Annotated in this window: 26 protein-coding genes; 19 read left to right on the top strand and 7 right to left on the bottom strand. The window is 68.9% G+C overall.

The genetic code is table 11. The features are described 5' to 3' along the window. Positions 1-200 precede the first annotated feature (200 nt). Positions 201-1,043 (top strand): IclR family transcriptional regulator, encoded by an 843-nt coding sequence (locus tag ACTIF2_RS16365; protein WP_439498152.1) that lies wholly within the window; start codon positions 201-203, stop codon positions 1,041-1,043. A 9-nt stretch (positions 1,044-1,052) separates the two neighbouring features. Here the strand turns inward: ACTIF2_RS16365 and ACTIF2_RS16370 are convergent, their stop codons facing one another. The 4 genes from ACTIF2_RS16370 to ACTIF2_RS16385 are packed head-to-tail and all read right to left on the bottom strand — an operon-like array spanning position 1,053 to position 5,310. Further along, positions 1,053-1,886 carry a shikimate dehydrogenase gene (locus ACTIF2_RS16370; RefSeq protein ID WP_439498153.1) on the bottom strand — a complete coding sequence of 278 codons (834 nt, stop codon included), beginning with the start codon at positions 1,884-1,886 and terminating at the stop codon, positions 1,053-1,055. 35 nt (positions 1,887-1,921) lie between these two features. Further along, positions 1,922-2,722, bottom strand: coding sequence for a shikimate dehydrogenase family protein (locus ACTIF2_RS16375; protein ID WP_439498154.1), 801 nt, complete (start codon positions 2,720-2,722; stop codon positions 1,922-1,924). A 30-nt stretch (positions 2,723-2,752) separates the two neighbouring features. Further along, positions 2,753-3,538, bottom strand: coding sequence for an enoyl-CoA hydratase-related protein (locus ACTIF2_RS16380; RefSeq protein WP_439498155.1), 786 nt, complete (start codon positions 3,536-3,538; stop codon positions 2,753-2,755). 56 nt (positions 3,539-3,594) lie between these two features. Continuing rightward, the gene (locus ACTIF2_RS16385; protein WP_439498156.1) at positions 3,595-5,310 is read right to left on the bottom strand and encodes an FAD-dependent oxidoreductase; all 1,716 of its coding nucleotides are present in this window, start codon (positions 5,308-5,310) and stop codon (positions 3,595-3,597) included. 217 nt (positions 5,311-5,527) lie between these two features. On the opposite strand from ACTIF2_RS16385, the gene ACTIF2_RS16390 reads away from it, so the two are divergent. Genes ACTIF2_RS16390 through ACTIF2_RS16420 form a run of 7 tightly spaced genes read left to right on the top strand, consistent with a single transcriptional unit; the run spans position 5,528 to position 11,678 of the window. Then, complete coding sequence (locus ACTIF2_RS16390; protein WP_439498157.1) at positions 5,528-6,142, top strand: NIPSNAP family protein; 615 nt, start codon at positions 5,528-5,530, stop codon at positions 6,140-6,142. A gap of 11 nt (positions 6,143-6,153) precedes the next feature. After that, positions 6,154-7,059 carry an NAD-dependent epimerase/dehydratase family protein gene (locus ACTIF2_RS16395; protein WP_439498158.1) on the top strand — a complete coding sequence of 302 codons (906 nt, stop codon included), beginning with the start codon at positions 6,154-6,156 and terminating at the stop codon, positions 7,057-7,059. Next, positions 7,056-7,886, top strand: a complete 831-nt coding sequence (locus ACTIF2_RS16400) for a sugar phosphate isomerase/epimerase family protein (protein ID WP_439498159.1) — start codon at positions 7,056-7,058, stop codon at positions 7,884-7,886. Before ACTIF2_RS16395 ends, ACTIF2_RS16400 begins: the two co-directional genes overlap by 4 nt. Positions 7,887-7,932: 46 nt before the next feature. Next, positions 7,933-9,642, top strand: a complete 1,710-nt coding sequence (locus tag ACTIF2_RS16405) for an FAD-dependent oxidoreductase (RefSeq protein ID WP_439498160.1) — start codon at positions 7,933-7,935, stop codon at positions 9,640-9,642. A gap of 6 nt (positions 9,643-9,648) precedes the next feature. After that, positions 9,649-10,530 (top strand): IclR family transcriptional regulator, encoded by an 882-nt coding sequence (locus ACTIF2_RS16410; RefSeq protein ID WP_439498161.1) that lies wholly within the window; start codon positions 9,649-9,651, stop codon positions 10,528-10,530. Then, positions 10,527-11,261 (top strand): SDR family NAD(P)-dependent oxidoreductase, encoded by a 735-nt coding sequence (locus ACTIF2_RS16415; RefSeq protein ID WP_439498162.1) that lies wholly within the window; start codon positions 10,527-10,529, stop codon positions 11,259-11,261. Before ACTIF2_RS16410 ends, ACTIF2_RS16415 begins: the two co-directional genes overlap by 4 nt. Before the next feature lie 39 nt (positions 11,262-11,300). Next, a complete protein-coding gene (locus tag ACTIF2_RS16420; RefSeq protein ID WP_439498163.1) occupies positions 11,301-11,678 on the top strand; it encodes a tautomerase family protein in 378 nt (125 codons plus the stop codon). 9 nt (positions 11,679-11,687) lie between these two features. Here the strand turns inward: ACTIF2_RS16420 and ACTIF2_RS16425 are convergent, their stop codons facing one another. Next, positions 11,688-12,362 carry a hypothetical protein gene (locus ACTIF2_RS16425; RefSeq protein WP_439498164.1) on the bottom strand — a complete coding sequence of 225 codons (675 nt, stop codon included), beginning with the start codon at positions 12,360-12,362 and terminating at the stop codon, positions 11,688-11,690. Positions 12,363-12,564: 202 nt separating this feature from the next. On the opposite strand from ACTIF2_RS16425, the gene ACTIF2_RS16430 reads away from it, so the two are divergent. The 7 genes from ACTIF2_RS16430 to ACTIF2_RS16460 all read left to right on the top strand — a co-directional run bounded on the left by ACTIF2_RS16430 (position 12,565) and on the right by ACTIF2_RS16460 (position 19,950). Further along, positions 12,565-13,830, top strand: a complete 1,266-nt coding sequence (locus tag ACTIF2_RS16430; RefSeq protein ID WP_439498165.1) for a Gfo/Idh/MocA family protein — start codon at positions 12,565-12,567, stop codon at positions 13,828-13,830. Between the two features lie 31 nt (positions 13,831-13,861). After that, a complete protein-coding gene (locus tag ACTIF2_RS16435; RefSeq protein WP_439498166.1) occupies positions 13,862-15,577 on the top strand; it encodes an ABC transporter permease in 1,716 nt (571 codons plus the stop codon). A gap of 15 nt (positions 15,578-15,592) precedes the next feature. Next, positions 15,593-16,669 carry an ABC transporter ATP-binding protein gene (locus ACTIF2_RS16440; RefSeq protein WP_439498167.1) on the top strand — a complete coding sequence of 359 codons (1,077 nt, stop codon included), beginning with the start codon at positions 15,593-15,595 and terminating at the stop codon, positions 16,667-16,669. 28 nt (positions 16,670-16,697) lie between these two features. Continuing rightward, positions 16,698-17,432, top strand: a complete 735-nt coding sequence (locus ACTIF2_RS16445; protein ID WP_439498168.1) for a hypothetical protein — start codon at positions 16,698-16,700, stop codon at positions 17,430-17,432. 47 nt (positions 17,433-17,479) lie between these two features. Continuing rightward, positions 17,480-18,547, top strand: a complete 1,068-nt coding sequence (locus tag ACTIF2_RS16450; RefSeq protein WP_439498169.1) for an ABC transporter substrate-binding protein — start codon at positions 17,480-17,482, stop codon at positions 18,545-18,547. 84 nt (positions 18,548-18,631) lie between these two features. After that, positions 18,632-19,495 (top strand): sugar phosphate isomerase/epimerase family protein, encoded by an 864-nt coding sequence (locus ACTIF2_RS16455; protein ID WP_439498170.1) that lies wholly within the window; start codon positions 18,632-18,634, stop codon positions 19,493-19,495. Positions 19,496-19,509: 14 nt separating this feature from the next. Next, complete coding sequence (locus tag ACTIF2_RS16460) at positions 19,510-19,950, top strand: type II 3-dehydroquinate dehydratase (RefSeq protein WP_439498171.1); 441 nt, start codon at positions 19,510-19,512, stop codon at positions 19,948-19,950. Between the two features lie 14 nt (positions 19,951-19,964). Here the strand turns inward: ACTIF2_RS16460 and ACTIF2_RS16465 are convergent, their stop codons facing one another. After that, the gene (locus ACTIF2_RS16465; RefSeq protein ID WP_439498172.1) at positions 19,965-20,765 is read right to left on the bottom strand and encodes a sugar phosphate isomerase/epimerase family protein; all 801 of its coding nucleotides are present in this window, start codon (positions 20,763-20,765) and stop codon (positions 19,965-19,967) included. 166 nt (positions 20,766-20,931) lie between these two features. On the opposite strand from ACTIF2_RS16465, the gene ACTIF2_RS16470 reads away from it, so the two are divergent. After that, a complete protein-coding gene (locus ACTIF2_RS16470; RefSeq protein ID WP_439498173.1) occupies positions 20,932-21,732 on the top strand; it encodes a shikimate dehydrogenase family protein in 801 nt (266 codons plus the stop codon). A gap of 11 nt (positions 21,733-21,743) precedes the next feature. Here ACTIF2_RS16470 and ACTIF2_RS16475 read toward each other — a convergent pair whose 3' ends face one another. Further along, a complete protein-coding gene (locus ACTIF2_RS16475; protein ID WP_439498174.1) occupies positions 21,744-22,478 on the bottom strand; it encodes an IclR family transcriptional regulator in 735 nt (244 codons plus the stop codon). A gap of 220 nt (positions 22,479-22,698) precedes the next feature. On the opposite strand from ACTIF2_RS16475, the gene ACTIF2_RS16480 reads away from it, so the two are divergent. Genes ACTIF2_RS16480 through ACTIF2_RS16490 form a run of 3 tightly spaced genes read left to right on the top strand, consistent with a single transcriptional unit; the run spans position 22,699 to position 25,301 of the window. Continuing rightward, on the top strand, positions 22,699-23,319 hold the full coding sequence (locus ACTIF2_RS16480) for a nuclear transport factor 2 family protein (RefSeq protein ID WP_439498175.1): 621 nt from the start codon (positions 22,699-22,701) through the stop codon (positions 23,317-23,319). Positions 23,320-23,347: 28 nt separating this feature from the next. Beyond that, positions 23,348-24,415 carry a maleylacetate reductase gene (locus tag ACTIF2_RS16485; protein WP_439498176.1) on the top strand — a complete coding sequence of 356 codons (1,068 nt, stop codon included), beginning with the start codon at positions 23,348-23,350 and terminating at the stop codon, positions 24,413-24,415. Between the two features lie 16 nt (positions 24,416-24,431). Further along, positions 24,432-25,301: an intradiol ring-cleavage dioxygenase gene (locus ACTIF2_RS16490; RefSeq protein ID WP_439498177.1), complete on the top strand. Its 870-nt coding sequence runs from the start codon at positions 24,432-24,434 to the stop codon at positions 25,299-25,301. The last annotated feature ends 33 nt before the right edge of the window (positions 25,302-25,334 follow it).

A 25,334-nucleotide genomic window follows, 5' to 3' on the forward strand; every position in this document is an offset into this window, starting at 1 on the left:
TACCGGTACCGTAAACTGGAATCAAAGTCCAGTTTCAGAGTCCGCCCTTGGTGCAAACGCCGCCGGCGTTGACAAGCGCGGCTTTCACAGGGACTTAGCCGCCGCTTCCGGGGGATTCGGCGGTGGACGACCGGACTGGAACGATTGTGAAGAGCAACTCGCCTCGGCTATTCTTGGCGATCAGTGGTGCGGAGAAGACGATGTCCAGGACCAAGGACGAAGGCGCGGGGCCCGACGGCATCCTGAAACGCACCTTGCGGATTCTGGAGATTCTCTCCGGCCATCCGCAGGGCATGCTGTTCTACGAGGTCGCCGATGCGATCAAGATTCCGCGCAGCGCCACGCACCGGTTGCTCGCCAGCCTGGTCGAGGAGGGCTATGTCCGCCAGGAGCGCGATTTCGGCTCCTATGTGCTGACCGCCAAGATCGCCTCGCTCGGCTTCCGCTATCTCTCCGGCCACGGCATCACCGATCTGATGCAGCCGGTGCTCGACCGGCTGGCGCAGGATTGTGGCGAGCTCGTCCGCGTCGCCATCCTCGACAACGACCAGCTCACCTTCGTCGCCAAGGCGCAGGGCGCCCGTACCGGCCTGCGCTACGACCCCGAGACCGGTCAGGAGGCCAAGCTCTCCTGCTCGTCCTCCGGCCTCGCCTGGCTCTCGACCATGACCGATGACGAGGCGCTGGCACTGATCGAGAAGCAGGGCTACGGCTCGCGCGAAGAGTACGGGCCGAACGCGCCGCAGACGCCGCAGGCGATCCGCCGCCGCCTGCGCGAGGCGCGCATGCTCGGCTATGTCGTGACCCAGCAGACCTTCTCGCAGTGGATGAACGCGATCGCGGCGCCGATCCGCTCCTCGATCGACCAGCGGGTCACCGGCACTGTCAGCATCGCCGGACCGTTCGTACGCCTGACCGAGGAGCGTATGGTCCAGCTCGCGCCGCTGCTCCTGGCCGCGACCAAGGAGCTCGGCCAGCTCACGCCGTCGGTGCGCCCGCAGGCGGAGCGTCCGGGCGAGCCGCGCCCGAACATTTTCGTTTGAGTTCGCCGCTCAGCCGTTGAGGCTGGCGAGGACGAGCGCGCGCAATTCGCCATCGATGACCGGATCGACGCCGAACCAGGCCTTGAAGCCGGGCCTGGCCTGGTGCAGCAGCATGGCGAGCCCGTCGACCGTGCGCAGGCTGGCGGCGCGCGCTTGCGCCAGCAAGGGCGTCTCGAGCGGTACGTAGACGATGTCGGCGACGCAGAGCGAGGCCTTGGCGGCGCGAAGGTCGAGCGCCAGCGGCTCCGAGCCCGCCATGCCGAGCGAGGTGGTGTTGACCAGGAGGTCGCAGCCTTCGAGCGCCCGTGCGCGCTCTTCCCATCCGGTCACCTCCAGCCCCGGCAGGGCGGCGGCGACGCGTTCGGCGCGGTCGCGGCTGCGGTTGGCGAGCGTCACCGTCGCGCCGGCCTCCAGCAGGGCCGCGCAGACCGCCCGCGCTCCGCCGCCTGCGCCGAGCACCAGCACGTGCGCGCCACCGGTCGCGACCCCGGCCTCGGCGAGGCCGGCCATGAAGCCGAAGCCGTCGGTGTTGCTACCGGTGATGCCGCGCTCGTCGAAGACCAGCGTGTTGACGGCGCCCGCCCGCAACGCCGAGGGCTCGACGATGTCGCAGATCGCGAAGGCGGCCTCCTTATGCGGCTTGGTGACGTTGGCGCCGCGGAAGCCGGCAGCCCGTAGCCCGCGCACCGCCGTCTCGAAGTCGCGCTCCACCGGGAGCGGCACATAGGCGCCGTCGATGCCGTGGCGCTTCAGCAAATGGCCGTGCATCAGCGGCGAGCGCGAATGCATCACCGGCCAGCCGAGGAGGCCTGCGAGGCGGGTCCTGCCCGTCAGGGTGGTCATCTCGATCAAGTCCTGTTGCCGTGGCGGCGCCGGCTTCAGCGCGCGGTTTCGAGCCAGAAGTTCAGCATGAGCGAGGTCTCGGCCTCGAACATCTCGATGCCGGTCGAGTTCGGGCAGCCGAGCCGGCGCGCGGCCTCGATCAGCGGCGGCAGAGCGGGCTTGGTGACCACGTCGCTGACGAAGGTCGAAGGCGCGAGCTTCCCGATCTCGATCGGCAGGGGGTCTCCCTCCTTCATGCCCGCCGGGGTGGCGTTGGACACGCTGTCGAAGCCGCTCGGATCGGGGGAGCCGATCGCGACCTTGCCGGGATGGGCCTGGGCGAGCTTGCCGATCAGCGCGTCGCGACGGCTGGCATCGGCGTCGTGGATCGCCAGCTCGCGCAGGCCCGCGTCGAGCAAGGCGAGGCCGATCGCGCTGCCGGCGCCGCCGGCGCCTATCAGCAAGGCGCGCTTGCCTTCGAGCTGCGCCCCGTTCTTCAGCATGGCGCCGACATGGCCGGGCCCGTCGAACATGTCGCCATGCCAGGAGCCGTCGGCATTGCGGCGCATGACATTGGCCGAGCCGAGCAGTTCGGTGGTCTTCGACATCGTCCTGCAATGCGGCACGACGGCGAATTTGTGTGGCACCGTGATGCAGATGCCGTCGCAGTTCGGCATCCGGCCGGCGAGCTCGACGAAGCCCGGCACGTCCGCCGGCAGGATGTCGATCGGCACCATGATCGCGTCCTTGCCGTTTTCCTCCAGCAGCCGCGTCATGCCATAGGGCGATTTCACCTGCGCGATCGGGTGGCCGATGATGAAGTAGACGCGCGTCGCGCCGCTGAAGCCGTCGAGCATGGCTCTCCCCGTGTGATGTCGTCGGCGCGCTCAGCGCCCCTGCCAGACCGGCGGGCGTTTCTCGGCAAAAGCCTTCGGCCCCTCGATCGCATCCTGGCTGGCCCAGAGCCTGACCGCGGTCGGATGCTGGTCGAGGATGCTGCGCTCCAGCGAGGAGGACAGGCTGGACAGGGCCACCGCCTTCGACGCCTCGATGGCGAGCGGGGCGCAGCGCACGATCTGCCGCGCCAGCTCTTGCGCCTTCGCCATCAGCTCGGAGGCCGGCACGACCTCGTTGATCAGCCCGATCTCGACGGCCCGCCTTGCATCGATGCGCTCTCCGGTCAGGATCAGGCGCATCGCCTGCTTCAGTGGAATCTGCCGCACCAGCCGCTGCAGGCCGCCGCCGCCGAGCGCGGCGAGCCCGACCAGTGGCTCCGGCAGGCTGAACACCGCATGGTCGGCGGCGATGGCGAGGTCGCAGGCCAGCACGATCTCGACGCCGCCGCCGAAGGCATGGCCGTTGACCGCGGCGATCACCGGCTTGTTGAGGTCGAAGCGCATGCATAAGCCGGCGAAGCCGGTGGCGGGCGAGGCCTCGACCGAGGTTCCGGCCGCGGCCTTGGCCTTCAGGTCGCTGCCGACGCAGAAGGCGCGCTCGCCGGCCGAGGTCAGGATCGCGACGCGCAGGGAGGCATCGGCGGCGAAGCGGTCGAAGATGCCGGCGAGTTCGTGATGCGCCTCGTTGCTGAGCGCGTTCAGCACCTCGGGCCGGTTGATGGTCACGGTCAGCACGCCGTCGTCTTCGGCGACCTTGGTGTATTTGAGTTCGGACATCGTTTCCCCGCTGCGATGCAAAGTCCGGCCGTTGCGGCCGGCTGGAATTGTGGGCCTCAGGCGGCGGCGAGCGCGTCCTTGACCGCGACATAGGCGAAGGTGATGCCCGGGCCGAGCGTGATGCCGGGGCCGGGATAGGTGCCGGCCATCACCGAGTTCTGGTCGTTGCCGACGGCGTAGAGCCCGGCGATCGGCCCGTTCTCGCCGAGCACCCTTGCATGCACGTCGGTGGTGAGCCCGGCGCTGGCGCCGATATCGCCCGGATAGAGCTTCACCGCGTAGAACGGCCCCTGGCTGAGCGCGCGCATGGTCGGGTTCGGGCCGACCTTGGGGTCGCCGAGATTGCGCTGATAGGCGGTGACGCCGCGGCCGAAATCCGGGTCGGCGCCGCTGGCGGCATGGCCGTTGAACTGCGCGACAGTCGCCTGCAACTGCACCGGGTCGATGCCGAGCTTGCCAGCCAGCTCCGCCATGGTCTCGGCCTTGGTCAGGTAACCGTCCTTCAGCAAGGCCTCCATGCCGCTGCCGCCAGGCCGGACCATGCCGAGCCCGTAGCTGGTGATCGCCGCATGGTCGGCGATCAGGTAGCCCGGAATGCTCGGCGCGATCCGGTTGGCCTCGACCATCGCCTTGCCGATCAGGTGGTAGGAGGTGCTCTCGTTGAGGAAGCGCTTGCCGCCGGCATTGACGATCAGCGTGCCGGGCTTGGCCCGGTCGAAGATGAAGTGCGGGAAGACGGCGGTCGTCCCGTCCGGCCGCTTGCGCACCGAGACCGGCGCCCAGAAGACGTTCTCCATGTTGCGCTCGCCGAGCCGCGCGCCAGCGGCGAGCGCGAGCTCTAGCGCCGCGCCCTTATGGCCCGGTGCGCCGGGCGTGTAGATCTCGACGTCGGGCACCAGCTCCTTGCGCAGCTTCGGATGGCGATTGAAGCCGCCCGAGGCCAGGATGACGCCGCGGCGGGCGGTGATGTCGTGGCGCTTGCCGTCCTTGACCAGGCTGACGCCGGTGATCCTGCCGCCTTCGTTGTCGAGCCGATCCACCGCAGCGCTCGTCCACACGGTCACGCCGCGCTGGATCAGCGAATAAAGCAGCCGGGCGATCAGCGCGTTGCCCATCACGAGCCGCGTGCCCCGCTTGTGGCTGATCCGGTCGCGGGCATGGCGCGCCAGCAGGCCGAGCGAGTGCCTGAAGGACTTCCACGACTTCTTCAGGTTGAGCAGCTGGTTGATGTCGTTGCGGTCGACCATCATCCCGCCCAGCACGGTGAATTCCGGGATCGGCGGGCGCAGCAGGTCGAACTTGTCGCCGAGCAGCCGGCCGTCGAAGGCGACCGGCTCGAGCGCCCGCCCGTTCAAGGTCGAGCCCGGCAGGTCGGAGATATAGTCGGGGTGCAGCGGGTAGGGCCTGAGCCTCACCTCCGATTCGCGGTCGAGCAGGGCGATCGCGTCCGGCCCGTTTTCGAGGAAGGTGCGGATCAGCTCCTGCGAGGCGTAGTTGCCGAGCGCGGCGTTGAGATAGGTCTCGGCCTTCTCGATGCTGTCGTTCTGGTTGACCTTGGCGGCATGCAGCGTGTTCGGCACCCAGACCGTGCCGCCTGACCAGGCCGTCGTGCCGCCGACATATTCCGTGCTCTCGACCACCAGGACCTTGGCGCCCGAGATCGCGCCGAAGAGCGCGGCCGACAGACCGGCGCCGCCGGCGCCGATGACCACGAGGTCGTAGGAATTCGTATCGCCAGCCTTTCCGGCGGCTTTGCTGTCTGTCGCGGCCACGCCTCGGTTTCCTCATCTGTCGCCGCGGCGCCGGCGCGTCGCACGGACCTGCGGCGGATGGGCCCCGCCGAACAAATCTTGCGATCGCCGGCGTGCGGCTCTTTCCTGACGCCTTCTCCAGCCCTATAATCAAATCTGAAACTGAATTCCAGAATGAACTTTCAATTCAAACGCGATGGCGCTATGCGCCGTCGGCCTGACCCCGGAGGAGCCGCCAATGCGTTACGCCGTCACCACCATCACGCCCGAGATCGGCGGCCTGGCGAAGGTGCTGGAAGGGGTCAAGGCCGCCGTCACCGGCGGCGGTTTCGCCGGCCGCCTGCTGGGTTGCTTCACCGCCGAGATCGGCGGGCTCAACCAGGTTCTCGTCCTGCAGGCCTATGACGACGACCGCGCTTTGGCCCAGGATCGCGCCCGCCAGATGCTGGACGGCAACCCGTTCGGCGCCGCCGAGCACTACCGGGAGATCAGGAGCTCGACCTATCTCCCCTTCGACTTCATGCCGCCGATCGAGCCCGGCAAGCACGGCCCGGTCTACGAGATTCGAATCTACGGCCTCAAGGCCACCGGCGTGAAGCCGACCATCGATCTCTGGCGCCAGGCGGTGCCGGAGCGGGCCAAGGTCTCGCCGCTGCTTGGCGCCATGTATGCCATCGATGGCGACCTGCCGCGCTTCCTGCATATCTGGCCCTATGCCTCGCTCGACGACCGCATGGCCAAGCGCGCCCGCTCGGTCGAGATCGGCGTCTGGCCGCCCAAGGGCGGGCCGGCCCATCTCGCCAGCATGAGCTCGGCGATCTACCTGCCGACCGCGTTCTCGCCGCTGTCCTGACGGGGGCGACCATGACCGTCCTCATCACCGGCGGGACCGGCTTCATTGCCGCCTGGCTGATCCGCCGCCTGCTCAAGCGTGGCGTCGGCGTCCGCGTCCTCGATATCGCTCCCGACAGCGCCGCCGTGCGCAACATCCTGGGCGACCTCGCCGCGAAGGTCGACTGGCGGCTTGCCGATGTCCGCGATGGCGCCGCGGTCCACGCAGCGGCCGAGGGCTGCGACCGCGCCGTCGCCATGGCCGGCATCCTGACGCCGGCTTGCCGGGCCGATCCGGTGCTGGGCGCGCAGATCAACCTGCTCGGCACGCTCAACGTCTTCGAGGCGGCTTTGCGCCAGCACATGGCCCGCGTCGTCTATGCCAGCTCGGCCGGGGTCTTCGGCCCCGACAGCGGCAGCCTGCCGTTCCCGACCACGCATTACGGCGCCTTCAAGCTCGCCTGCGAAGGCAGCGCCCGGGCCTATTGGGCCGACCACGCCATGCCGAGCATCGGTTTCAGGCCCTTCATCGTCTATGGGCCGGGGCGCGGGGAGGGCGGCGCCAGCGCCGGCCCGACGCTCGCCTGCCGGGCGGCGGCGCATGGGCTGCCCTACACCATCAACTATGTCGGCGGCGCCGGCATGATCTATGTCGACGACGTCGCCGCCGCCTTCGAGGCGGCGCTGTTCAGCGATGCCGCCGGCGCCCATGCCTTCACCCTCGCCGGCAAGGTCGCGACCATCGACGAGATCATCGCCGAGATCGGCCGCCAGGTTCCCGGCGCGCGGATTTCCTCGGAGGGCGCGCCGATGCCGATCGCCGCCGAGCTGGCGCCGGATGATATCGCCACGGTCCTGCCGGGCCTGCCCGAGACCAGCCTGGCGGAGGGTCTCGCCGCCACCATCGCCTATTATCGCAGCCAGGACGCCGGGGCATGAACCGTCTGATCTCGCTCGCCCATCTCACCGTCATCGAGCTCACCCCGCCAGAGGTGATCACCGCCGCTGCCGGCGCGGGTTACAGCCATGCCAGCCTGCGCCTCGCCCCCTCATCGCCGGGCGTCGAGGCCCAGCATCCGATGATCGGCGACACGCCGATGCTGCGCGAGACGCTGGCGCGCATGGCCGATACCGGGGTTCAGCTGTTCGACTTCGAGATCCTGCGCATCAACCGCGACACCGTGATCGCCGACTTCCTGCCGGTGATCGAGACCGGCGCCAAGCTCGGCGGCAAGTTCGTGCTGGTCGCCGGCGATGTCGAGGACGAGCCCTTCATGATCGACCGCTTCGCCGAAATCTGCGCGCTCGGCGCACCGCTCGGCATCGGCATGGGGCTGGAATTCATGCCCTGGACCGGCGTCAGGACGCTGGCTTCGGCCCGCCGCATTGTCGAGGCGACCAATCCCCCGAATGGCCGCATCATCATCGATGCCATCCATGTCGACCGCGCCGGCGAGACGGCCGCCGACGTCGCAGCGATGCCGAAGCACCTGCACTGCTATTTCCAGATCTGCGACCTGCCGGCCGAGCGCCCGAGCGACACTGCGACGATGATCTACCAGGCGAGGCAGGCGCGCCTGCCGCCGGGCGAGGGCGGGCTTGATCTGGCCGGCATGCTGCGCGCCATCCCGCCCGATCTCCCGATCAGCGTCGAGATTCCGATGGCCGAGCTGGCGAAGACGGTGCCGGCGGTCGAGCGCGCCCGCATGCTGAAGCGGAAGACGGAGGCGATGCTGGCCGGGCTCGAGGCGCAAGTGCCCGCTTGATGCGCGAGGCGGCGATGGTGCCGGGGCCGGCTGACACGTCATGGAGATGAGAGTCCAACCGCAGGAGAGCTGCGATCTGCTGGTGATCGGCTCCGGGGCCGGCGGCCTGTCGGCGGCGGTCTCGGCCGCCTGGCACGGGCTGAAGGTGATCGTCGTCGAGAAGGAGCCGGTCTTCGGCGGCACAACCGCCTGGTCCGGCGGCTGGATGTGGGTGCCGCTCAATCCGCTGGCCCGCGAGGGCGGGATCGACGAGGACGCGGCGACGATCCGCACCTATCTGCGCCACGAGCTCGGCAACCGCTATGACGACGCCAGGGTCGAGGCCTTCCTCGCCGCCGGGCCGGAGATGGTCGCCTTCTTCCGCGACAAGACCGCGGTCCGCTTCATCGACGGCAACCGCATTCCCGATATGCACGGCAACAGCCCGGGCGCCGGCCTCGGCGGGCGCTCGGTCTGCGCCGCGCCGTTCGACGGGCGCGAGCTCGGCCCGCTGGTCGAGAAGCTGCGCCCGCCGCTCGACGAGATCTCCTTCCTCGGCATGGGCATCGCCTCGGGTGCCGATTTCGGTCACTTCCTCAAGGCGACGCGCGACTGGCGCTCCTTCCTCCATGTCGGCCGCCGGGTCGGCCGGCATCTGGTCGACCTCGTCGCCCATCGCCGCGGCATGCATCTGGTCAACGGCAACGCGTTGGCCGCCCGGCTGCTCAAATCCGCCGATGACCTGAAGGTCGATCTGCGCGTCTCTTCGCCGGCACGGCGACTGCTCGCCGAGGGCGGCGCGGTGATCGGCGCGATAGTCGGCAGCGGCGCCGGCGAGGTCGCGATACGAGCCCGTGCCGGCGTCGTGCTGGCCTGCGGAGGCTTCCCGCATGATTACGAGCGCTTGCGCGAGCTGGTGCCGAACAATCCCACGGGCCGCGCGCACTGGTCGGCCGCGCCGCGCAGCAATACCGGCGACGGCCTGCGCCTCGGCGAAGGCGTCGGCGCGACCGTCGACGGCAATCTCGCGGCGCCCTGCGCCTGGTCGCCCGTCTCGCTGGTGCCGCGCAAGGACGGTTCCTTCGGCCATTTCCCGCATCTGGCCGAGCGGGCCAAGCCCGGCCTGATCGCCGTCACCGCCCGGGGTCGGCGCTTCGTCAACGAGGCCGACAGCTATTATGACTATGTCGATGCGCTGCTGAAGGCGCTGCCGCCCGGCGCCGAGCCGGTCTCCTGGCTGATCTGCGACCATCGCTTCCAGCGCCGTTACGGGCTCGGCTTCGCCAAGCCTGCGCCGCTGCCGGTCGGCCCTTACGTCGCCAGCGGCTATCTCAAGCGCGGCCGCACCATCGAGGAGCTGGCCGCCGCCTGCGGCATCGACCCGGTCGGCCTGGCCGAGACGGTGGCCGGCTATAACGACGATGCCTGCGACGGCCGGGATCCCGAGTTCCACCGCGGCGAGACGCCCTATAACCGCATGGGCGGCGACGTCGAGGTCAAGCCCAACCCCTCGGTCGCACCGATCGAGCAGGGGCCGTTCTACGCGGTCAGGATCGTGCCGGGCAGCCTCGGCACCTTCGCCGGGCTGAAGACGGATGCGCAGGCCCGGGTGCTGGGCGAGGCCGGGCGGCCGATCGCCGGGCTCTTCGCCGTCGGCGCCGACATGGCCAGCGTCATGGGCGGCACCTATCCGGCCGGCGGCATCAATCTCGGCCCGGCCATGACCTTCGGCTATCTCGTCGGCCGCGACGCCGCGGGCCGGCGCAAGGCGGAGTGAGGCGCGATGGCACGGTCCGGAGTGACGCGGCACGGCAGGCACGGCACCAGCGGCGGGGTGCTCGAGCGCACGCTCGCGATCCTCGAGCTGCTCGCCGCCAATGCGCGCGGGCTGCCGCTGTCCTCGGTGGCGGATCAGCTCGGCATCCCGCGCAGCGCGGCGCATCGCCTGCTGACCAGCCTGGTCGCGGCCCGCTATGTCGCCCAGCCGGAGGCGCAGGCCGATTATCGCCTGACCGCGAAGATCGCCTCGCTCGCCTTGACGTTCCTGTCCGACATCGGCGTCACTGATCTCGCCCAGCCGGTGCTCGACCGGCTGGCGCGCGAGACCGGGGAGCTGGTGCGCCTGGCGCTGGTCGACGGCGAGACGCTGACCTTCGTCGCCAAGGCGCAGGGCTCGGCTTTCGGCCTGCGCTACGATCCCGATATGGGCCGCGAGCCGCGGCTCTCCTGCACCTCCAATGGCCAGCTGCTGCTGGCGCAGTTCGACGACGAGAGGGCGGCGGCGCTGGCGAGCCGGCAGGGCTTCGGCCATGACGGCGAGGTCGGCCCGCGCGCGCCGCGAACGCCCGAGGAGCTGCTCAGGCACATTCGCCTCGTCCGCAAGCGTGGCTACGCCCTGACCCTGCAGACCTTCGCGCCTGGCATGCATTCGATCGCCTGGCCGGTCCGGCGCCCGGATGGCGGCGAGATGCTCGGCATCGTCAGCGTCGCCGGTCCGGCGGTGCGCCTGCCGGAGGCGCGGCTGATCGCTTTCCTGCCGTTGCTGCGCGCCGCGGCCGAGGAGCTGTCGCTGGTCGACGTCGCGGCCGGCCGGCACGGCGACAACCCGCTTCAGGCGCAGGAACAGGCGCTCTCCTTGGCAAAGCAGAAGGCACCAGCCCCATGACGGCACGATTTGAAGGCCAGAGCGCGATCGTCACCGGAGCCGCCCGCGGCATCGGCCTCGGCATCGCCCGGCGGCTGGCGGAGGAGGGCGCTCGCGTCGCGCTCTGGGATCTCGACTTCAAGGCCTTCGACGCCGCCGGCTTCGAGCCCGCGCTGAAGCAGGAGGTCGACGTCTCCGATCTGGCTTCCGTCGAGCAAGGCTTTGCCGCCTCGCTCGCGGCGCTCGGCCAGGTCGACATCCTCGTCAACAATGCCGGCATCAACGGCCCGGTCGAGACGAGCTGGAACTATCCGGTCGAGGCCTGGCACAAGGTCCTGGCGGTCGACCTGACCTCGGTCTTCTATTGCTGCCGCACCGCCGTGCCGCATATGCGCGGGCGCGGCTATGGCCGCATCGTCAACGTCGCCTCCATCGCCGGCAAGGAGGGCGGGGCGGGCCTATCGGCCTATTCCGCCGCCAAGGCCGGCGTGATCGGCTTCACCAAGACGCTGGCGCGCGAGCTCGTCGAGAGCGGCGTGCTCGCCAATTGCATCGCGCCGGTGATCACCGAGACCGATCTGCTCAAGCAGCAGACGCCGGAGCATATCGCCTTGGCGCGCGCCAAGATCCCGATGAACCGCTTCCTGCGCATCGACGAGATCGCCGCCACCGCCGCCTTCGCCTGCAGCCGCGAATGCAGCTTCACCACCGGCTTCACCTTCGACGTCTCCGGCGGCCGCGCCACCTATTAGCGCGCCTCGCGCTTTCCCCAGCAGATCGAGAGAACAGCCATGCCCCATATCACGCTCGAATTCAGCCAGGGCGCCGACAAGGTCGTCGACGTCGCCAAGGTGGTCGACGCGGTGCACGACGCGGCCCTGCAGAGCGGCGTCTTCCCGGTTGGCGGCGTGCGCACGCTCGCCCGCATCAGCCCCTATTCGCGCATCTTCGACGGCGCGCCGCAGAACGGCTTCATCCAGATCAACGCGCGCATCGCGCCGGGCCGCAGCCTCGAGATCAGGCAGAAGCTGGCGCGCGACCTGCACGCCGCCGCGGAGGCGCAGGCCGGGGCGTTGTTCGCCCGCGGCCCGAGCGGCATCCATCTCGAGATCACCGAACTCGACCCGCTCGTCAGCGTCCGCCGCAACACGGCGCTGCCGGAAAGCTGATCGGCCGTGTCAGTCGCTTCGACCGAGCGCGCAGGACAGGGCGTAGAGCGAGGTCTCGTGCCGGAGCCGGTGCCGTTCGAGCAGCGTCTCGACAGCGTCGAGCGCGGACTGCAGGGCATCGCGCGAAATCCCGCCAAGCAGCAGGGCGAGGTCGTAGCCGCCGCTGTCCTCGCTCCGGCGCAGCCGCTTCTCCTCGCTGTCCTGGCCCGAGACGGCCGCGTCGAGGACGCCGAGCTGGGCGGAGGCGAGATGGTGCGAGGCGAGCTGGCGGGCGCAAAGCGAGGCCAGCGCCTCAGTGAAGGCGGGGTCGCCGTCGCCCGCGATCCGCACGCAGGACGTCAGCCCCGTCAGCCCATTGCCCAGCGTCCAGAGCGTCCGGCACAGGCTGCGATGGACGCGGCCATAGCGCGGCATCAGCCGGCGCGTCCATTCCGTCGGCGCATCGAGCCGCGCGCGGTATTCCGGCGATGCGAAATCGGCGAGCGCCCGCACGTCGACGACGCAGAAGAAGCGCTGGCCCGGCCCCTCCGCCAGCTCGTAGCGCCGGGCGAAGCGGAAGCCCGGCAAGGCAAGGCGCTCCGGCAAATGCTCGAAGCTATGCCAGCGCAGATACTCCTCGACATGGTTGGCTTCGACATCGTGCCAGATGCATAGCATCGCGTCGGTGGTTGGTCGGGTGGGCATCGGGGCTCCGGCATCTCGCAGGCGGTTTTTTACGGCGCGCCTGGCAGCAGCCGGCGAGGCCTGCAGACCCTAGCTCATCAAAACTGGAATTCAATACCAGTTTTCATATTGAAATGAGTTCGCGGATGTGGTCTTTCGGTGCGAGCAGAAAATGCCGCCTAGCGGCACTCCGGCCGAAGAGCCGTGCGAGGAAGCGCCTGAGATGGAACGCGTGCGATATGCGGCGATAGGCTGCAGCGGCATGGGCCGCCGTCACCTGCACGGGCTTGCCCGCCTGCTGAGCAGCAGCCACGCGAATATCGAGTTGGCGGCGGTGTGCGATCTCGATGCCGGCCTCGCCAATGCCATGGCCGACGAGGCGGCGGCGCTGACCGGGGCGCGTCCCCAGGTCTTCGCCAGCATCGCCGAGATGGTCCGGCGGGAGCCGGGCATCGTCGCCGCCAACGTCACGACCGACGCCGGTTCGCATCTGGCCGTTTCCCTGCAATGCTTCGCCGCCGGCCTGCACGTTCTCTGCGAGAAACCTCTCGGCCTGACGGTCGGCGAATGTCGTGCCGCCATCGCAGCGGCTCGCAAGGCCGGGCGCGTCTTGTCGGTGGCGGAGAATTTCCGGCGCGATCCGATGAACCGGCTGGTCAAGGCGCTCATCGACGACGGCGCCATCGGCAAGCCGCGCCTCATGCTGGAGACTTCGATCGGCGGCACCGACCTGATCGTCACCACGCCCTGGCGCCATTTCAAGCACACCGGCACGGTGGTGCTCGATTCCGGCGTCCACAACGCCGACATCATCCGCTACTACATGGGCGAGGTGGTAGCGATCCAGGGCGAGAGCCGCCTGCACGAGCCGGTTCGCCGCCCCCAGCCGCAAGTCGACGCCGCCGCCGCCCAGCGCGACTCCTGGTGGGGTGCCCGCGCTCAGCTTCCCGCGCAGACGCAAGCCACCGGCGAGGATGCGGTCTACGCCCAGATCAATTTCGCCTCCGGCGCCGTCTGCCAATGGGTGCTCGACCGGGCGGGCCACGGCCTCGCCCGCGACAGCCGCTTGATCTACGGCTCGAAGGGTTCGATCGAGGCCCCCGGGGACCGCAACGGCCGCCCGGTCGTGCTCCATTGCGACGACGGCACCTGCATCGACGACGAACGCATCCTCGATTTCGCGCCGAGCTACCGGCTGAGCCCGGTCGCTGCCGAGCTGTTCGGGGAAGCACGGCCCTGGCGCTATGGCCTCTCCTTCAACGAGGTCGACCAGAGCCTGCTGGCGCTGCAGCTCCACGAGCTGGCGGACTGCATCCAGCGCGGCGTCCCGCCTGAGGTCAGCGGCGAGGAGGGGATGGCCGATGTCGCGCTCGCCTATGCGCCGATCGAATCCGGTCGTCTCGGCCGGGCCGTGACGCTCGAAGAGATCATCGCCGGCGGCGCCTGTCCCTACCAGGACGAGATCGCGGAACTGCGGCGCTCGGCCTGAGCCGGCCTTGCGGCGGAACATGGGAGAAGACGTGGCTTCGACGACCGCCCCCTCGCTTGCGCCGCCGGCCGCACGGGCGCCCCGGTCCGCGCGGCATCTCGTCCGCTTAGGCTGGCTTGCGCTGCTTTTCGCTGTGCTGGCGGTGCTGGTCGTGCTGCCGCTGCTGGCTCTGATCCTGCGGGGCTTCGTCGCGGTCGAGGGCGGCCAGACCTCGGCGAGCCTTGCCTCGTTCTACAAGGTCCTCGGCGATCTGAGCTACTGGGTCGCCATGGGCAACACGCTCGTGATCTCGATCGGCTCGATGCTGCTCGCAACCCTCATCGGCACCCTGCTCGCCTGGTGCCTGGTGCGTACCAACGTGCCGCACCGGCAGTTCCTCGAGAAGGCGGCCTCGATGCCGATCTTCATTCCGCCCTTCATCGGCGCCTTCGCCTGGATCCTGATCGGCGCGCCGCGCATCGGCCTGCTCAACGCGCCGTTCAGCTGGCTCGGTCTCGGCCAGCCATTCAACATCTACACCTACGTCGGCATCATCTGGGTGATGGGCATCTATATCGCGCCTTATGTGATGATGATCGTCGCCGGTGCGCTGCGGAACATGGATCCGAGCCTGGAGGAGGCGGGGCAGGTCGCCGGGCTGAGCCGCCTGCGCACCATGCGCGTGATCACCTTGCCGGTCGTCGCCCCGGCGATCCTGTCGGGCGCCGTCCTCGCCTTCGTCGTCGGCATCGGCCTGTTCGGCACCCCCGTCCTGCTCGGCATGGCGCGCGAGATCTATCTCGTGACCTCGCGCATCTACCTCGAACTCCAGCAATTCCCGCCCGATGCCGGTATCGTCGCCGTGCTCGCGATCTATCTCATGCTGCTCTCGGTCCTCGCGAACGCGATCCAGCGCCGCATGCTCCGCGGCCGCTCCTTCGTCACGCTGACCGGCAAGGGCTTCCAGACCCGTCTGGTCAGGCTCGGCCCGAGCCGGCATCTCGTCGCCACCGGCGTCTGGCTCTATCTCGTCTTGACGGTCTTCGCGCCGGTCGCGCTCATCGCCGCCGCCGCGCTCTCGACCTATGCCTGGTCCGGCACCTTCACCTGGAACCACATCCGCTTTCTCTGGGAGACGGTCGATGTGCGCACCACCTTGTTCAACAGCCTCTTCATCACGATCGTCGCCGCCACCGCGACGACCGCGCTCGGCATCCTCATTGCCTGGGTAACGACGCGCTCGCGCCTCGCCGGCAGGCAATTGATCGAGGACGTGGTGCTGCTGCCGATGTCGGTGCCGAGCCTCGCCTTCGCGCTCGGCGTGTTCTTCTTCTGGCTCTGGATCCCGTGGGGCGTCTACGGCACGGTCTGGATCATCATCATCGCGCTGATCGGCCGCTATTCCAGCTATTCGGTGCGCTCGATCTCGAGCAGCCTGATCCAGGTCCATCCCGAGCTGGAGGAGAGCGCGCGCATCTGCGGGCTCGGCTGGGGCGCGACGCTGCGCCGGATCACCCTGCCGCTCGTCCTGCCGAGCATCGTCTCGAGCTGGGTGATGGTCTACAGCATCTTCGTCTCGGAGCTCTCGATCGTCCTGCCGCTCTACACGGCCGAGACGCGCACGCTCTCGATCCTCTCCTTCGACACCTGGTCGATCGGCCAGTTCTCGCAGGTCGCCTCGCTCTCGCTGCTGCAGTTGCTGATGGGCGTCGGCGTCATGGTCGCCGTCGGCTCGATCACGCGCCGGCGCGACGTCACCGTCATATGAGGTCCCGATAGCCCTATGAGCGTCGTCATCACTGGCCTGAGCAAGCATTTCGGCAGCGTCCGGGCGATCGACGACCTGTCGATCGAGTTCCGCCCCGGCGCGATCACCGTGCTGCTCGGCGCCTCCGGCTGCGGCAAGACCACGACGCTGCGCTGCATCGCCGGGCTCGAGCAGCCGACGGCGGGTGAGATCACCATCGACGACCATGCCGTCTATGCCTCGGCCCGGGGCATCGACCTGCCGCCGGAGCAGCGCGAACTCGGCATGGTTTTCCAGTCCTATGCGATCTGGCCGCATATGACCGTGTTCGAGAACGTGGCCCTGCCGCTGCGCGCCAAGAAGGTGGCTGCCGCCGATATCGACAGACGGACGCGCGGCACGCTCGCGACGGTCGGGCTCAGCCAGCAGATCGAGCGCGGCGCCACACAGCTCTCCGGCGGCCAGCAGCAGCGCGTCTCGATCGCGCGCTGCCTCGTGGCCGACCCGCGTCTGATCCTGATGGACGAGCCGCTGTCCAATCTGGACGCGAAGCTGCGTGTCGAGATGCGCCAGGAAATCCGCCATCTGCAGCGGCGCATCGGCGCGACCATCCTGTTCGTCACCCATGATCAGGAGGAGGCGATGTCGCTCGGCGACGAGATCATCCTGTTCGACAAGGGCAAGGTGGTCCAGCGCGGCGCGCCCGAGGAGCTCTATTTCCGCCCCAGGGTCCGCTATGTCGCGGAATTCCTCGGCAAGGCCAATCTCTTTCCCGTGACGGTGAAGCCGGGCCCCGGCGGTGCAGAGATCCTCGCCGGGAGCGAAGGACTTGCCATCGCGCGGGGCGAGGTCTCCGGCGCCGAGACGCCGGGTCCTGCCTTGGCGATGATCCGCCCCGAAGCCTGGCAGATCGCTCCCGCAGGCGCGCCGGGCCTGCCCTGCCGCGTCGAGGACACCACCTTCGTCGGCGACCGCCGCGAGCTCCAGCTCGCGTCGCCGCTCGGTCGCCAGATCGTGGTCACGCCGGGTTTCCGCACCTTCGCCGCCGGCGAGGAGCTGAGCCTCACCGTTGCGCCGCAGCACATGCACCTCATCCGCGAGAACGCGGCATGAGCGGCCGCCGCGCAAGAGAGAAGGCACCATGCTGAAACCGGGCAGCGGCTTCTTCGCGATGTGGAACGGCATCGCGCCGGAATTCGCCGAGCGCTTTGCGCTGATGCACGCGCGCGACCATCTCGGCGAGCATCTGAGCTATCTCGGCGAGGAGGGCATCCTCTGGGCCCGGCGTCATGGCGAGGGCCAGGGCGCTCTGCCGCCCTTCTTCGCCTTCTACGCCATGGCGAGCCTCGACCGGCTGGTCGCGCCGGGCGCGGCGTCCCACCAGGTCCACGAGACCGCGCTCTTCAAGGCCATGCGCGAACATTACCGCGACCGCATCGCGCATCATTGCAGGGTGCTCGCCAGCGCCGGGGCGGGGACGGGCGGTGCCGTGGCGACATTTCTGGTCACCCTGACGGCGGGCGCCGCCGACGCCGCAGCCGAGCTCGCTGACCGGCTGACCCGGCTCGCCGCCGTCACCGCCGCCCATATCGGCGCCGTCGACTGGAACGTGCCGGTGCGTGCGGGTGGCGTTCCACCGACCTGTCCGCCGGGCCAGGAGCATCTCGGCGTCGTGGTCATCGAAAGCTATTCGCGCTTCGCGCTCGCCCGCAGCCTCGACGAGATCGCCGGCCTGGTCGGCGCCTCCGGCGTTGCAGCGGCGCTCAAGGCAGCGGGCCATTACGGGCTGAGCTACGCGCTGACCTATGGCGAGGTTGCCGGGCTCAGATACCACCGCCGCGACCAGCCCGCCGCTCCGGCCGAAGGCCGATCCTAGCGACGAGGCCGCAAACACCACCAACCAGAAAAAGAGGAGGAAACGACATGGCCTATAACGTGAATCGACGCGGAGTGCTTGCCGGCATCGGCCTCACCGCCACCGCTCTCGCCCTTGCGGGCGGGGCCTCGCCGGCCGTCGCCGCCGCCGATCCCGCGCTCGTCGCCGCAGCCGAGAAGGAGGGGCAACTCGTCATCTATGGCGACCTCTTCACCGTGCAGATCATGGTCAAGGGCTTCAACGCCGTCTATCCCAAGATCAAGGTGACGACCGCGACCGGCGACGCCTGGCAGATCCTCAACCGCTTCATCGCCGAGAACCAGGCCGGACGGCCGGTCATGGACGTGTTCTGGCAGGCCGAGGACACGATCATTACCGCCGACGAGGGCGGTTCGCTGGCCCCGATCGAATTCAGCGAGAAGGCGAGCCTGCTGCCCTCGGCCGTGCCGGCCAAAGGCAATTACTTCCGCGGCAACGGCCAGCTCTGCCTGTTCGCCTGGCACAAGGACCAGCTCGGCAAGAACCCGACCCCGAAGGACTGGACGGACTACATCGACCCGCCGGCAGCCTGGAAAGGGCTCGTGGCGACCACCAATCCGGCCTCGTCCTCGGCAACCTTCGCCTCGATCGCCGGCATCTACCAGCATTTCGGTCCGGAAAAGGGCGGCGATATCCTGAAGGGCCTTCGCAAGATCGATACCGAGCTGGTCGCTTCGATGGGCGTGATGACGACCAAGCTGCAGACCGGCGAGCGCCCGATCGACTTCTTCACCAACTCCAACGCCACGGCCGGGCTCATCCGCCAAGGCGTGCCGGTCGAGGTCAAGATTCCCGATTCCGGCGCGGTTGCGCAGTTCAATGCGGTGGCGATCAGCAAGGTCGCGCCGCATCCCAACGCGGCGAAGCTCTTCGTCGAATACGCGCTCGGCAAGCAGGCCCAGACCGAACTGCTGAACGTCAGCGCCTATCCGGTGCGCAAGGATCTCGCCTCGCCGGCCGGCCTGCCGTCGCTGGAGGAGGTCAAGCAGCTCAAGCTCGACCTGGCCCAGGCACTGAAGGACCGCGATGCGATCTTGAAATGGTGGTCGGCCAGCACCGGCTTCAACATCCGCTGACAAGACGCGCATCGTCGCGGCGGATCCGGTATCCGTCGCGACGGTGCGCTTTCATCGCTCCATTTTCAATGAAAGCGCCCCACGATGATAACCGACCTGAACCCGGGCAGTCTCTCGATCGCCAATCTCACTGTCGGCGGCGGAGACCCGGTCGCGCTGATCGAAGCCGCCGGCGAAAATGGTTTCGGCGCTGCCGGGCTCGTGCTGCGCACCGCCATGGCCAAGCCGCTGAGCCATGAGGTGATCGGCAGGCCGGAGGTCGTCCGCGCGATCAAGGCCGCTTCCGCCGCGACGGGCGTCAGGGTCTTCGATGTCGAGGCCTTCGTGCTGCGACCGGGCGTCGAGGCCTCCAGTTTCCGCCGGGCGCTGGGGACCGGCGCCGAGCTGGGCGCGACCCATATCTCCTGCATCGGCACCGAGCTGATCGGCAATGACAGCTTCCTGTCGGAGCAGCAGCGTCTCGACCTTTTCGGCGGACTCTGCGACGAGGCCGCAGCCTTCGGGCTGCATGTCGGCGTCGAGTTCATGCGCTATCGCGACGTGCCCGACATGGCGGCGGCGCTCGCTCTGATCGAGGCGGCCGGCCGCGCCAATGCCGGCCTGATCTTCGACGTGCTGCACTTCCACCGCACCCATGGCACGCCGGCGCAGGCGGCCGCCGTCCCCGCCTCCCGCATCGCCTATATCCAGCTCTGTGACGCCGGCCAGGCGGAGCCGCCGCTGGAAGGGCTCCCGGTCGAGGCGCGCGGCGGAAGGCTGCATCCGGGCGAGGGCGTCATCGCGCTCGACGCCATCCTCGACGTCCTGCCGGCCGGGCCGCAGCTGGTGATCGAGACGCCGGTGGCGGCGGAAGCCACGCTCTCGCTGAAGGAGAAGGTCGCGAGCGCCGCCGAGCATGCCGCCCGCTTCGCCCGCGCCCGCAGCGCGCGCCTCATGGCAAGAGCCTAGCGCGGAGAGCCGCCTTGCCCTTGCCGATCTATGTCCTGAACGGGCCGAACCTCAACCTGCTGGGCGAACGCGAGCCGCATATCTACGGCTATGAGACGCTCGCCGACGTCGAGCGGCGCTGCGGGCGCACGGCAGCCGCGCTCGGCCTCGAGGTCCGCTGCCGGCAGACCAACCACGAAGGCAAGTTGATCGAATGGGTGCACGAGGCTCGCAAGGCCGGCGACGGCATCGTCATCAACCCCGCAGGCTACAGCTTCACCTCGGTCGGGTTGCTCGATGCGCTGAAGGCCTTCGAGAAGCCGAAGATCGAGGTCCACCTCGCCAACATCCACAAGCGCGAGCCCTACTACCACAATTCCCGCATCTCACAGACGGCGACGGCGGTGATCGCAGGTCTCGGACCCTTCGGCTACGAATGTGCGCTGCAGGCCATTTCGCGGCTGCTGCCGGACTGACTGGTCTCCGGTCCTCAGACCCGGCCGCTCTCGGCGAGCAGCTTCCGGCAGGCTGCACCGGCGCGCCGCGCCTTCTCCATGTCGTCGTCGCCATAGGCGGTGCTCGGCGCTTCCATCGCGATCGCCTTGCCCGGGGGGAGGGCGCGCAGGAACTCCTTCAGCGGCAGGCCGCCATCGCCGGGATAGAGCCTGGCCGAGCGTGCCTCGGTGCGGATCTCCTCCAACCCGGGCGAGGCCGCCGGCGCGTCGCAGAGATGGCCATAGGCGATCAGCGCGGGGTCGATCGCGGCGATATCGGCCGGCGAGCCGCCCGAGCGGCTGAGGTGCAGCGCGTCGATCAGCAGGCCGGCATTGGGTTGCCCGGCCGCCTTCAGGATCTCGTATGAATAGGGCAGCGATTTCAGCGCGGTGTAGGGGATGAATTCGAAGCCGACGCCCATCCCGTATTCGCGCGCCATGCCGCAGAGCTCGACGAGGCGCTCGGTCATGCGCTCACGCTCCGTGTCGTTGCCGGCGATCAGCAGGTTGCGGGCGCCGAGTTCGGCGCCGGCTTCCAGCACCGGCCTGAGCCTCTCCGCTTTGGTCTCCGGCCAGAGCCAGACCGCTTCGATATCCATCAGCGCGAGCCCGGTCGCTGCCAGTTCCGCCTTCACCTGTCGACGCAGGGCGGCATCGCGCACGAGAGGAAAGAACTCCGCCTGCGGAGCCGGATCGACGAGTCGGATGCCGACGGCGTCGAAGCCGCCGGCTTTGGCGAGCGCGATCAGCTCCAGCGGGCCGGCATGCATGAAGGTGAGATGCGCGAGTGAGAGCACGGTCGAAGTCCCGAAGCGATGGCAGAAGGCGGCCGGCGTCGGAATCGTGCCTAGTCGCCGGTGGCGTGACGATTTACAACAATAAACAAGTTCATATACGAGAGCAATCTGCAGGATACAGTTCTCAGGCGGTTTCGACCCGCTACACGACAGGATGGAGAAGGCTATGCTCGATATGCTCAGCGGCGAGACCCGCGTCTTCGTGCTGATCGGCCACCCGATCGCGCAAGTGAAGGCGCCGGGTCCCGTGACGAAGGGTTTTGTCGCGCGCGGACTCAACGCGGCGCTGATTCCGATCCATGTGCTGCCCGAGAATGTCGGCGCCTTCATCGACGCGCTCGGGCCGGTCTGCAATGTCGACGGCATCATCGCCACCATCCCGCACAAATTCGCCGCCCAGCGCCATTGCAAGACGCTATCCGACCGCGCCCGGCTGCTGACCTCGGCCAATGTCATCCGCCGCGGCCCGGGCAGGGCCTGGCATGGCGACATGCTCGACGGTCTCGGCTTCGTGCGCGCCATGGTCGAGGCCGGCTGCGAGCCCGCTGGCAAGCCTGCCTTGCTGATCGGTGCCGGCGGGGCCGGTAGCGCTATCGGCCTGCAATTGCTCGATTCGGGCGTGACGGAGCTTGCGGTGCACGACATGGATTCAGGCAGGCGCGACGCGCTGATCGCGCGGCTGTCCGGCGCCCATCCGGGCCGCGTTCGCATCGGCTCGACCGATCCGTCGGGCTTCGGCATCGTCGCCAATGCGACGCCGATGGGCATGCGCGAGGGTGACCCGCTGCCCGTCGAGGCCGACAGGCTGACGGCGGACATGTTCGTCGGCGACGTCATCACCGCGCCGGAGGTCTCGCCGCTGCTCGAGATCGCCCGTGGGCTCGGCTGCAAGACCCAGACCGGGGTCGGCATGTTCCTCGCCCAGCGCGAGCTGATCATCGACTTCCTGGTCGGAAAGCCGGACTGAGCCGGTGCTCCTCAGCCGATATGCGCCCGCTCGCGGATCATCGCGACGGCGCCTTCGAGAGCGTTCAGGCAGCGCTGCTTCAGGGCTGCGTCATAGCGCGCCACCGGCAGCGCGATGTTGACCGCCGCCAGCGGGAAGCCGGAGCGGCTGAGGATCGGCCGCGCCATGCCGGCGATGCCCGGCGTGAACTCCTCGACGACGAAGGCGACACCGGTGCGCGCCACCTCATCGAGCTCGGCTTCCAGCGCCGCGGCATTGTCGATCGTGAGCGGCGTCACCTTCTCGAAGACGACGCGGGAGAGGTAATCCCGGCGCATCTCGGCCGGCAGATGCGCCAGCAGTGCCTTGCCGCCGGAGGTGGCATAGAGTGGCGCGACGTCGCCGATCCGCATCGTGTAATGCAGGCGATGCGAGCCGCTGGCGGTCGCCATCACCTCGGAGACGTCGCCCTTCAGCACGTTGAGGGCGCAGGTCTCGCTGGTCGCACGGGCCGCATCGGCGAGCACGCCTTCGGCGACGGTGACGAGGTCGCGCGTCTCGGCGCTGCGCTGGCCGAGCGCCACGACTGCCGGGCCGAGGAAATAGCCCTTGCTGGCTGGGTCGTAGTCGAGATAGCCGCGGCTCACGAGGGTCTTGAGAAGCTGCGTCAGGCTGCTCTTCGGGATCGAGAGCTGGGCTGCGATCTGGGTATGGGTCTGGGCGCCGTTCCAGCGGCGCAGATACTCGAACAGGTCGAGCACACGCATCGCGGACTTCACTGATCCCAACTCGGCCGGTGGCATGGCGGGTTCTACTCGAATGCGGCGGTCGGCCCGTGGAAGTGCTGCGCGATAGTGAACGCTCGACCAGCCTGTTTCAACATCCATTCCGGTGCTCGTCCACGGAATCGGTCGAGTCCGGCTTTACATCTGGAACAAGTTTTCATATGAGAACTAACGAAGAGGTTTTGCAAGGGGAGAAGCTGACATGGCCGAGGACTGGAAGGAGCGTCTCCTGATCCGCGACCTCGTGGAGAACTGGGCGGTCTGGCGCGATGCCGGCGACTGGGAGCGCTTTCGCGGCGTCTGGCACGATGACGGGCGGATGATGGCGACCTGGTTCCAGGGCACGGCCGACGAGTTCATCGCGGTCAGCCGCGAGGGCTTCGAGAAGGGCGTCAGCATCCTGCATTTCCTTGGCGGCACGGCGATCGACCTTGCCGGCGAGCGCGCCATCGCCCAGACCAAGATGACGATCAACCAGCGCGCCAGCGTCGACGGCGTCGTCTGCGACGTGGTCTGCACCGGCCGCTTCTACGACTTCCTGGAGAAGCGCGCCGGCCGCTGGGGCGTCGTGCTGCGCCAGCCGATCTACGAGAAGGACCGGCTCGACCCGGTCGATCCCTCGGCCTTCCCCAAGCTCGACCGGGCCCGGCTCGAGAGCTTCCCGGTCGGCTATCGCCATCTCGCCTATCTGCAGTCCGGCCTCGGCTTCAAGGTCAAGCCCGACATGCCGGGCTTGACCGGCGCCCTGGTCGAGGATCTCTACCGGCGCGGCAAGGCCTGGCTCGGGGGCAAGCCGCTCGAGCTCGCGCCGCGCGCCGCCTGACGCTCAACTCTCGCCCGGAGCGCACTCGATGCACGAGTTCGTCTATCAGGCTTCGCCGGCCCGTATCGTCTTCGGCAGCGGCACGCTGAAGCGGCTGCCGGACGAGGCGGAGCGGCTCGGCCTCCGGCGCCTGCTCGTGCTGACGACGCCGGAGCAGGAGGCGCAGGGCAGGGCGGTCGCCAAGCTGCTCGGAACGGCCGCCGCCGGCCTCTTCCCGGGCGCGGTCATGCACACGCCGGTTTCGGTCACGGAGCAGGCGCTCGCCGTCGCGACGGAACTCGGGGCCGACGGCATCGTCGCCGTTGGCGGCGGCTCCACCACGGGGCTCGGCAAGGCGATCGCGCTGCGCACCGGGTTGCCGCAGATCGTGCTGCCGACGACCTATGCCGGCTCAGAGATGACCCCGATCCTCGGCGAGACCGCCGACGGCGTGAAGAAGACGCAGACCACGGCGAAGGTCCTGCCGGGCACGGTGATCTACGATGTCGACCTGACGCTCGGCCTGCCGCCGGGCATCTCCGCCGCCTCGGGCGTTAACGCCATCGCCCATGCCGCCGAGGCGCTCTACGCCCGCGACGGCAATCCGATCGTCGCGCTGATGGCGGAGGAGGGCATCCGCGCGCTCGCCGGGGCCCTGCCCGGCATCGTCGAGGAGCCGCGGGACGCGGAGGCGCGCTCGGGCGCGCTCTACGGCGCCTGGCTCTGCGGCATGTGCCTTGGTGCTGTCGGCATGGCGCTGCATCACAAGCTCTGCCACACGCTCGGCGGCAGCTTCGACCTGCCGCATGCCGAGACGCACACCATCGTCCTGCCGCATGCGCTCGCCTACAACGCGCCGGCCGCGCCGCAGGCGATGGCGCGCATCGCCGCCGCACTCGGCAGCGAGGATGCGCTGTCCGGCCTCGACGACCTGCTCGAGCGCCTGCAGGTCAAGCGCGGGCTGAAGCAGATCGGCATGCCGGCGCAGGGCGTCGATCGCGCCGCCGATCTCGCCATCGCCAATCCCTATTGGAACCCGCGCGCCATCGAGCGCGCGCCCCTGCGCGAGGTGATCCGCCGTGCCTATGCCGGCGAGCCGCCGCGCGCCGATCTTTAGAGTTACGGAGGACGCCATGCGGAACTTCGACGAGAACTCGATCACCCAGGCGGTGCTGGACCGTGTCTCGCAGGCGAAGGACGCCCGCCAGCGCCAGATCAGCCAGGCGCTGGTGCGCCATCTCCACGCCTTCGTGAAGGAGGTCGAGCCGACCATGCCGGAATGGGAGGCGGCGATCGGCTTCCTGACCCGCACCGGCCAGATGTGCGACGACAAGCGCCAGGAATTCATCCTGCTCTCCGACACGCTCGGCGTCTCGATGCTGGTCGACGCGATCAACCACCGCGACGCCGCCGGCGCGACCGACACCACTGTGCTCGGCCCCTTCTATGTCCAGGGCCCGAGCGAATTCCCGCTCGGCTCCGACATCTCTGAGGGGATGAAGGGCGAGCCGCTCTTCGTCTCGGGTTCGGTCGCCTCGGCCGACGGCACGCCGCTGCCCGGCGCCGCCGTCGATGTCTGGCACTCCGACGAGGACGGCTATTACGACGTGCAGCAGATCGAGGAGATCGGCGGGCTCTCGATGCGCGCGCGCCTGATCGCCGATGGCGAGGGGCGCTTCCACCTCTGGACGATCAAGCCCGCCGCCTATCCGATCCCGCATGACGGGCCGGTTGGCGACATGCTCGAGGCGCAAGGCCGCCATCCCTATCGCCCGGCCCATGTGCACTTCATGATCCACGCGCAGGGGCACGACACGCTCGTCACCCATGTTTTCATCGCCGGCGACAAATACCTCGATTCCGACGTCGTCTTCGGCGTGAAGGACTCGCTGATCCGCGAATTCGCCGCGCATTCGGCGGGTCCGGCTCCGGCCGGCCGCGTGCTGGATCGGCCCTGGTCCAGCCTCCACTACGATTTCCGCCTCAAGCGCTCGGGCCCCTGAGGCGGTGTCGGGGCGATCGCGGCTCATCAAGTG

This window comes from Allobosea sp., assembly GCF_051860145.1.
Classification (GTDB): domain Bacteria; phylum Pseudomonadota; class Alphaproteobacteria; order Rhizobiales; family Beijerinckiaceae; genus Allobosea.

Coding starts and splice junctions, on each gene's coding strand:
- ACTIF2_RS16450 (WP_439498169.1), top strand. CDS start 17,480: ATGGCCTATAACGTGAATCGACGCGGAGTGCTTGCCGGCATCGGCCTC.
- ACTIF2_RS16395 (WP_439498158.1), top strand. CDS start 6,154: ATGACCGTCCTCATCACCGGCGGGACCGGCTTCATTGCCGCCTGGCTG.
- ACTIF2_RS16485 (WP_439498176.1), top strand. CDS start 23,348: ATGCACGAGTTCGTCTATCAGGCTTCGCCGGCCCGTATCGTCTTCGGC.
- ACTIF2_RS16490 (WP_439498177.1), top strand. CDS start 24,432: ATGCGGAACTTCGACGAGAACTCGATCACCCAGGCGGTGCTGGACCGT.
- ACTIF2_RS16370 (WP_439498153.1), bottom strand. CDS start 1,886: ATGACCACCCTGACGGGCAGGACCCGCCTCGCAGGCCTCCTCGGCTGG.
- ACTIF2_RS16445 (WP_439498168.1), top strand. CDS start 16,698: ATGCTGAAACCGGGCAGCGGCTTCTTCGCGATGTGGAACGGCATCGCG.
- ACTIF2_RS16470 (WP_439498173.1), top strand. CDS start 20,932: ATGCTCGATATGCTCAGCGGCGAGACCCGCGTCTTCGTGCTGATCGGC.
- ACTIF2_RS16405 (WP_439498160.1), top strand. CDS start 7,933: ATGAGAGTCCAACCGCAGGAGAGCTGCGATCTGCTGGTGATCGGCTCC.
- ACTIF2_RS16415 (WP_439498162.1), top strand. CDS start 10,527: ATGACGGCACGATTTGAAGGCCAGAGCGCGATCGTCACCGGAGCCGCC.
- ACTIF2_RS16430 (WP_439498165.1), top strand. CDS start 12,565: ATGGAACGCGTGCGATATGCGGCGATAGGCTGCAGCGGCATGGGCCGC.
- ACTIF2_RS16425 (WP_439498164.1), bottom strand. CDS start 12,362: ATGCCCACCCGACCAACCACCGACGCGATGCTATGCATCTGGCACGAT.
- ACTIF2_RS16480 (WP_439498175.1), top strand. CDS start 22,699: ATGGCCGAGGACTGGAAGGAGCGTCTCCTGATCCGCGACCTCGTGGAG.
- ACTIF2_RS16390 (WP_439498157.1), top strand. CDS start 5,528: ATGCGTTACGCCGTCACCACCATCACGCCCGAGATCGGCGGCCTGGCG.
- ACTIF2_RS16400 (WP_439498159.1), top strand. CDS start 7,056: ATGAACCGTCTGATCTCGCTCGCCCATCTCACCGTCATCGAGCTCACC.
- ACTIF2_RS16440 (WP_439498167.1), top strand. CDS start 15,593: ATGAGCGTCGTCATCACTGGCCTGAGCAAGCATTTCGGCAGCGTCCGG.
- ACTIF2_RS16410 (WP_439498161.1), top strand. CDS start 9,649: ATGGCACGGTCCGGAGTGACGCGGCACGGCAGGCACGGCACCAGCGGC.
- ACTIF2_RS16365 (WP_439498152.1), top strand. CDS start 201: ATGTCCAGGACCAAGGACGAAGGCGCGGGGCCCGACGGCATCCTGAAA.
- ACTIF2_RS16375 (WP_439498154.1), bottom strand. CDS start 2,722: ATGCTCGACGGCTTCAGCGGCGCGACGCGCGTCTACTTCATCATCGGC.
- ACTIF2_RS16475 (WP_439498174.1), bottom strand. CDS start 22,478: ATGCGTGTGCTCGACCTGTTCGAGTATCTGCGCCGCTGGAACGGCGCC.
- ACTIF2_RS16380 (WP_439498155.1), bottom strand. CDS start 3,538: ATGTCCGAACTCAAATACACCAAGGTCGCCGAAGACGACGGCGTGCTG.
- ACTIF2_RS16420 (WP_439498163.1), top strand. CDS start 11,301: ATGCCCCATATCACGCTCGAATTCAGCCAGGGCGCCGACAAGGTCGTC.
- ACTIF2_RS16455 (WP_439498170.1), top strand. CDS start 18,632: ATGATAACCGACCTGAACCCGGGCAGTCTCTCGATCGCCAATCTCACT.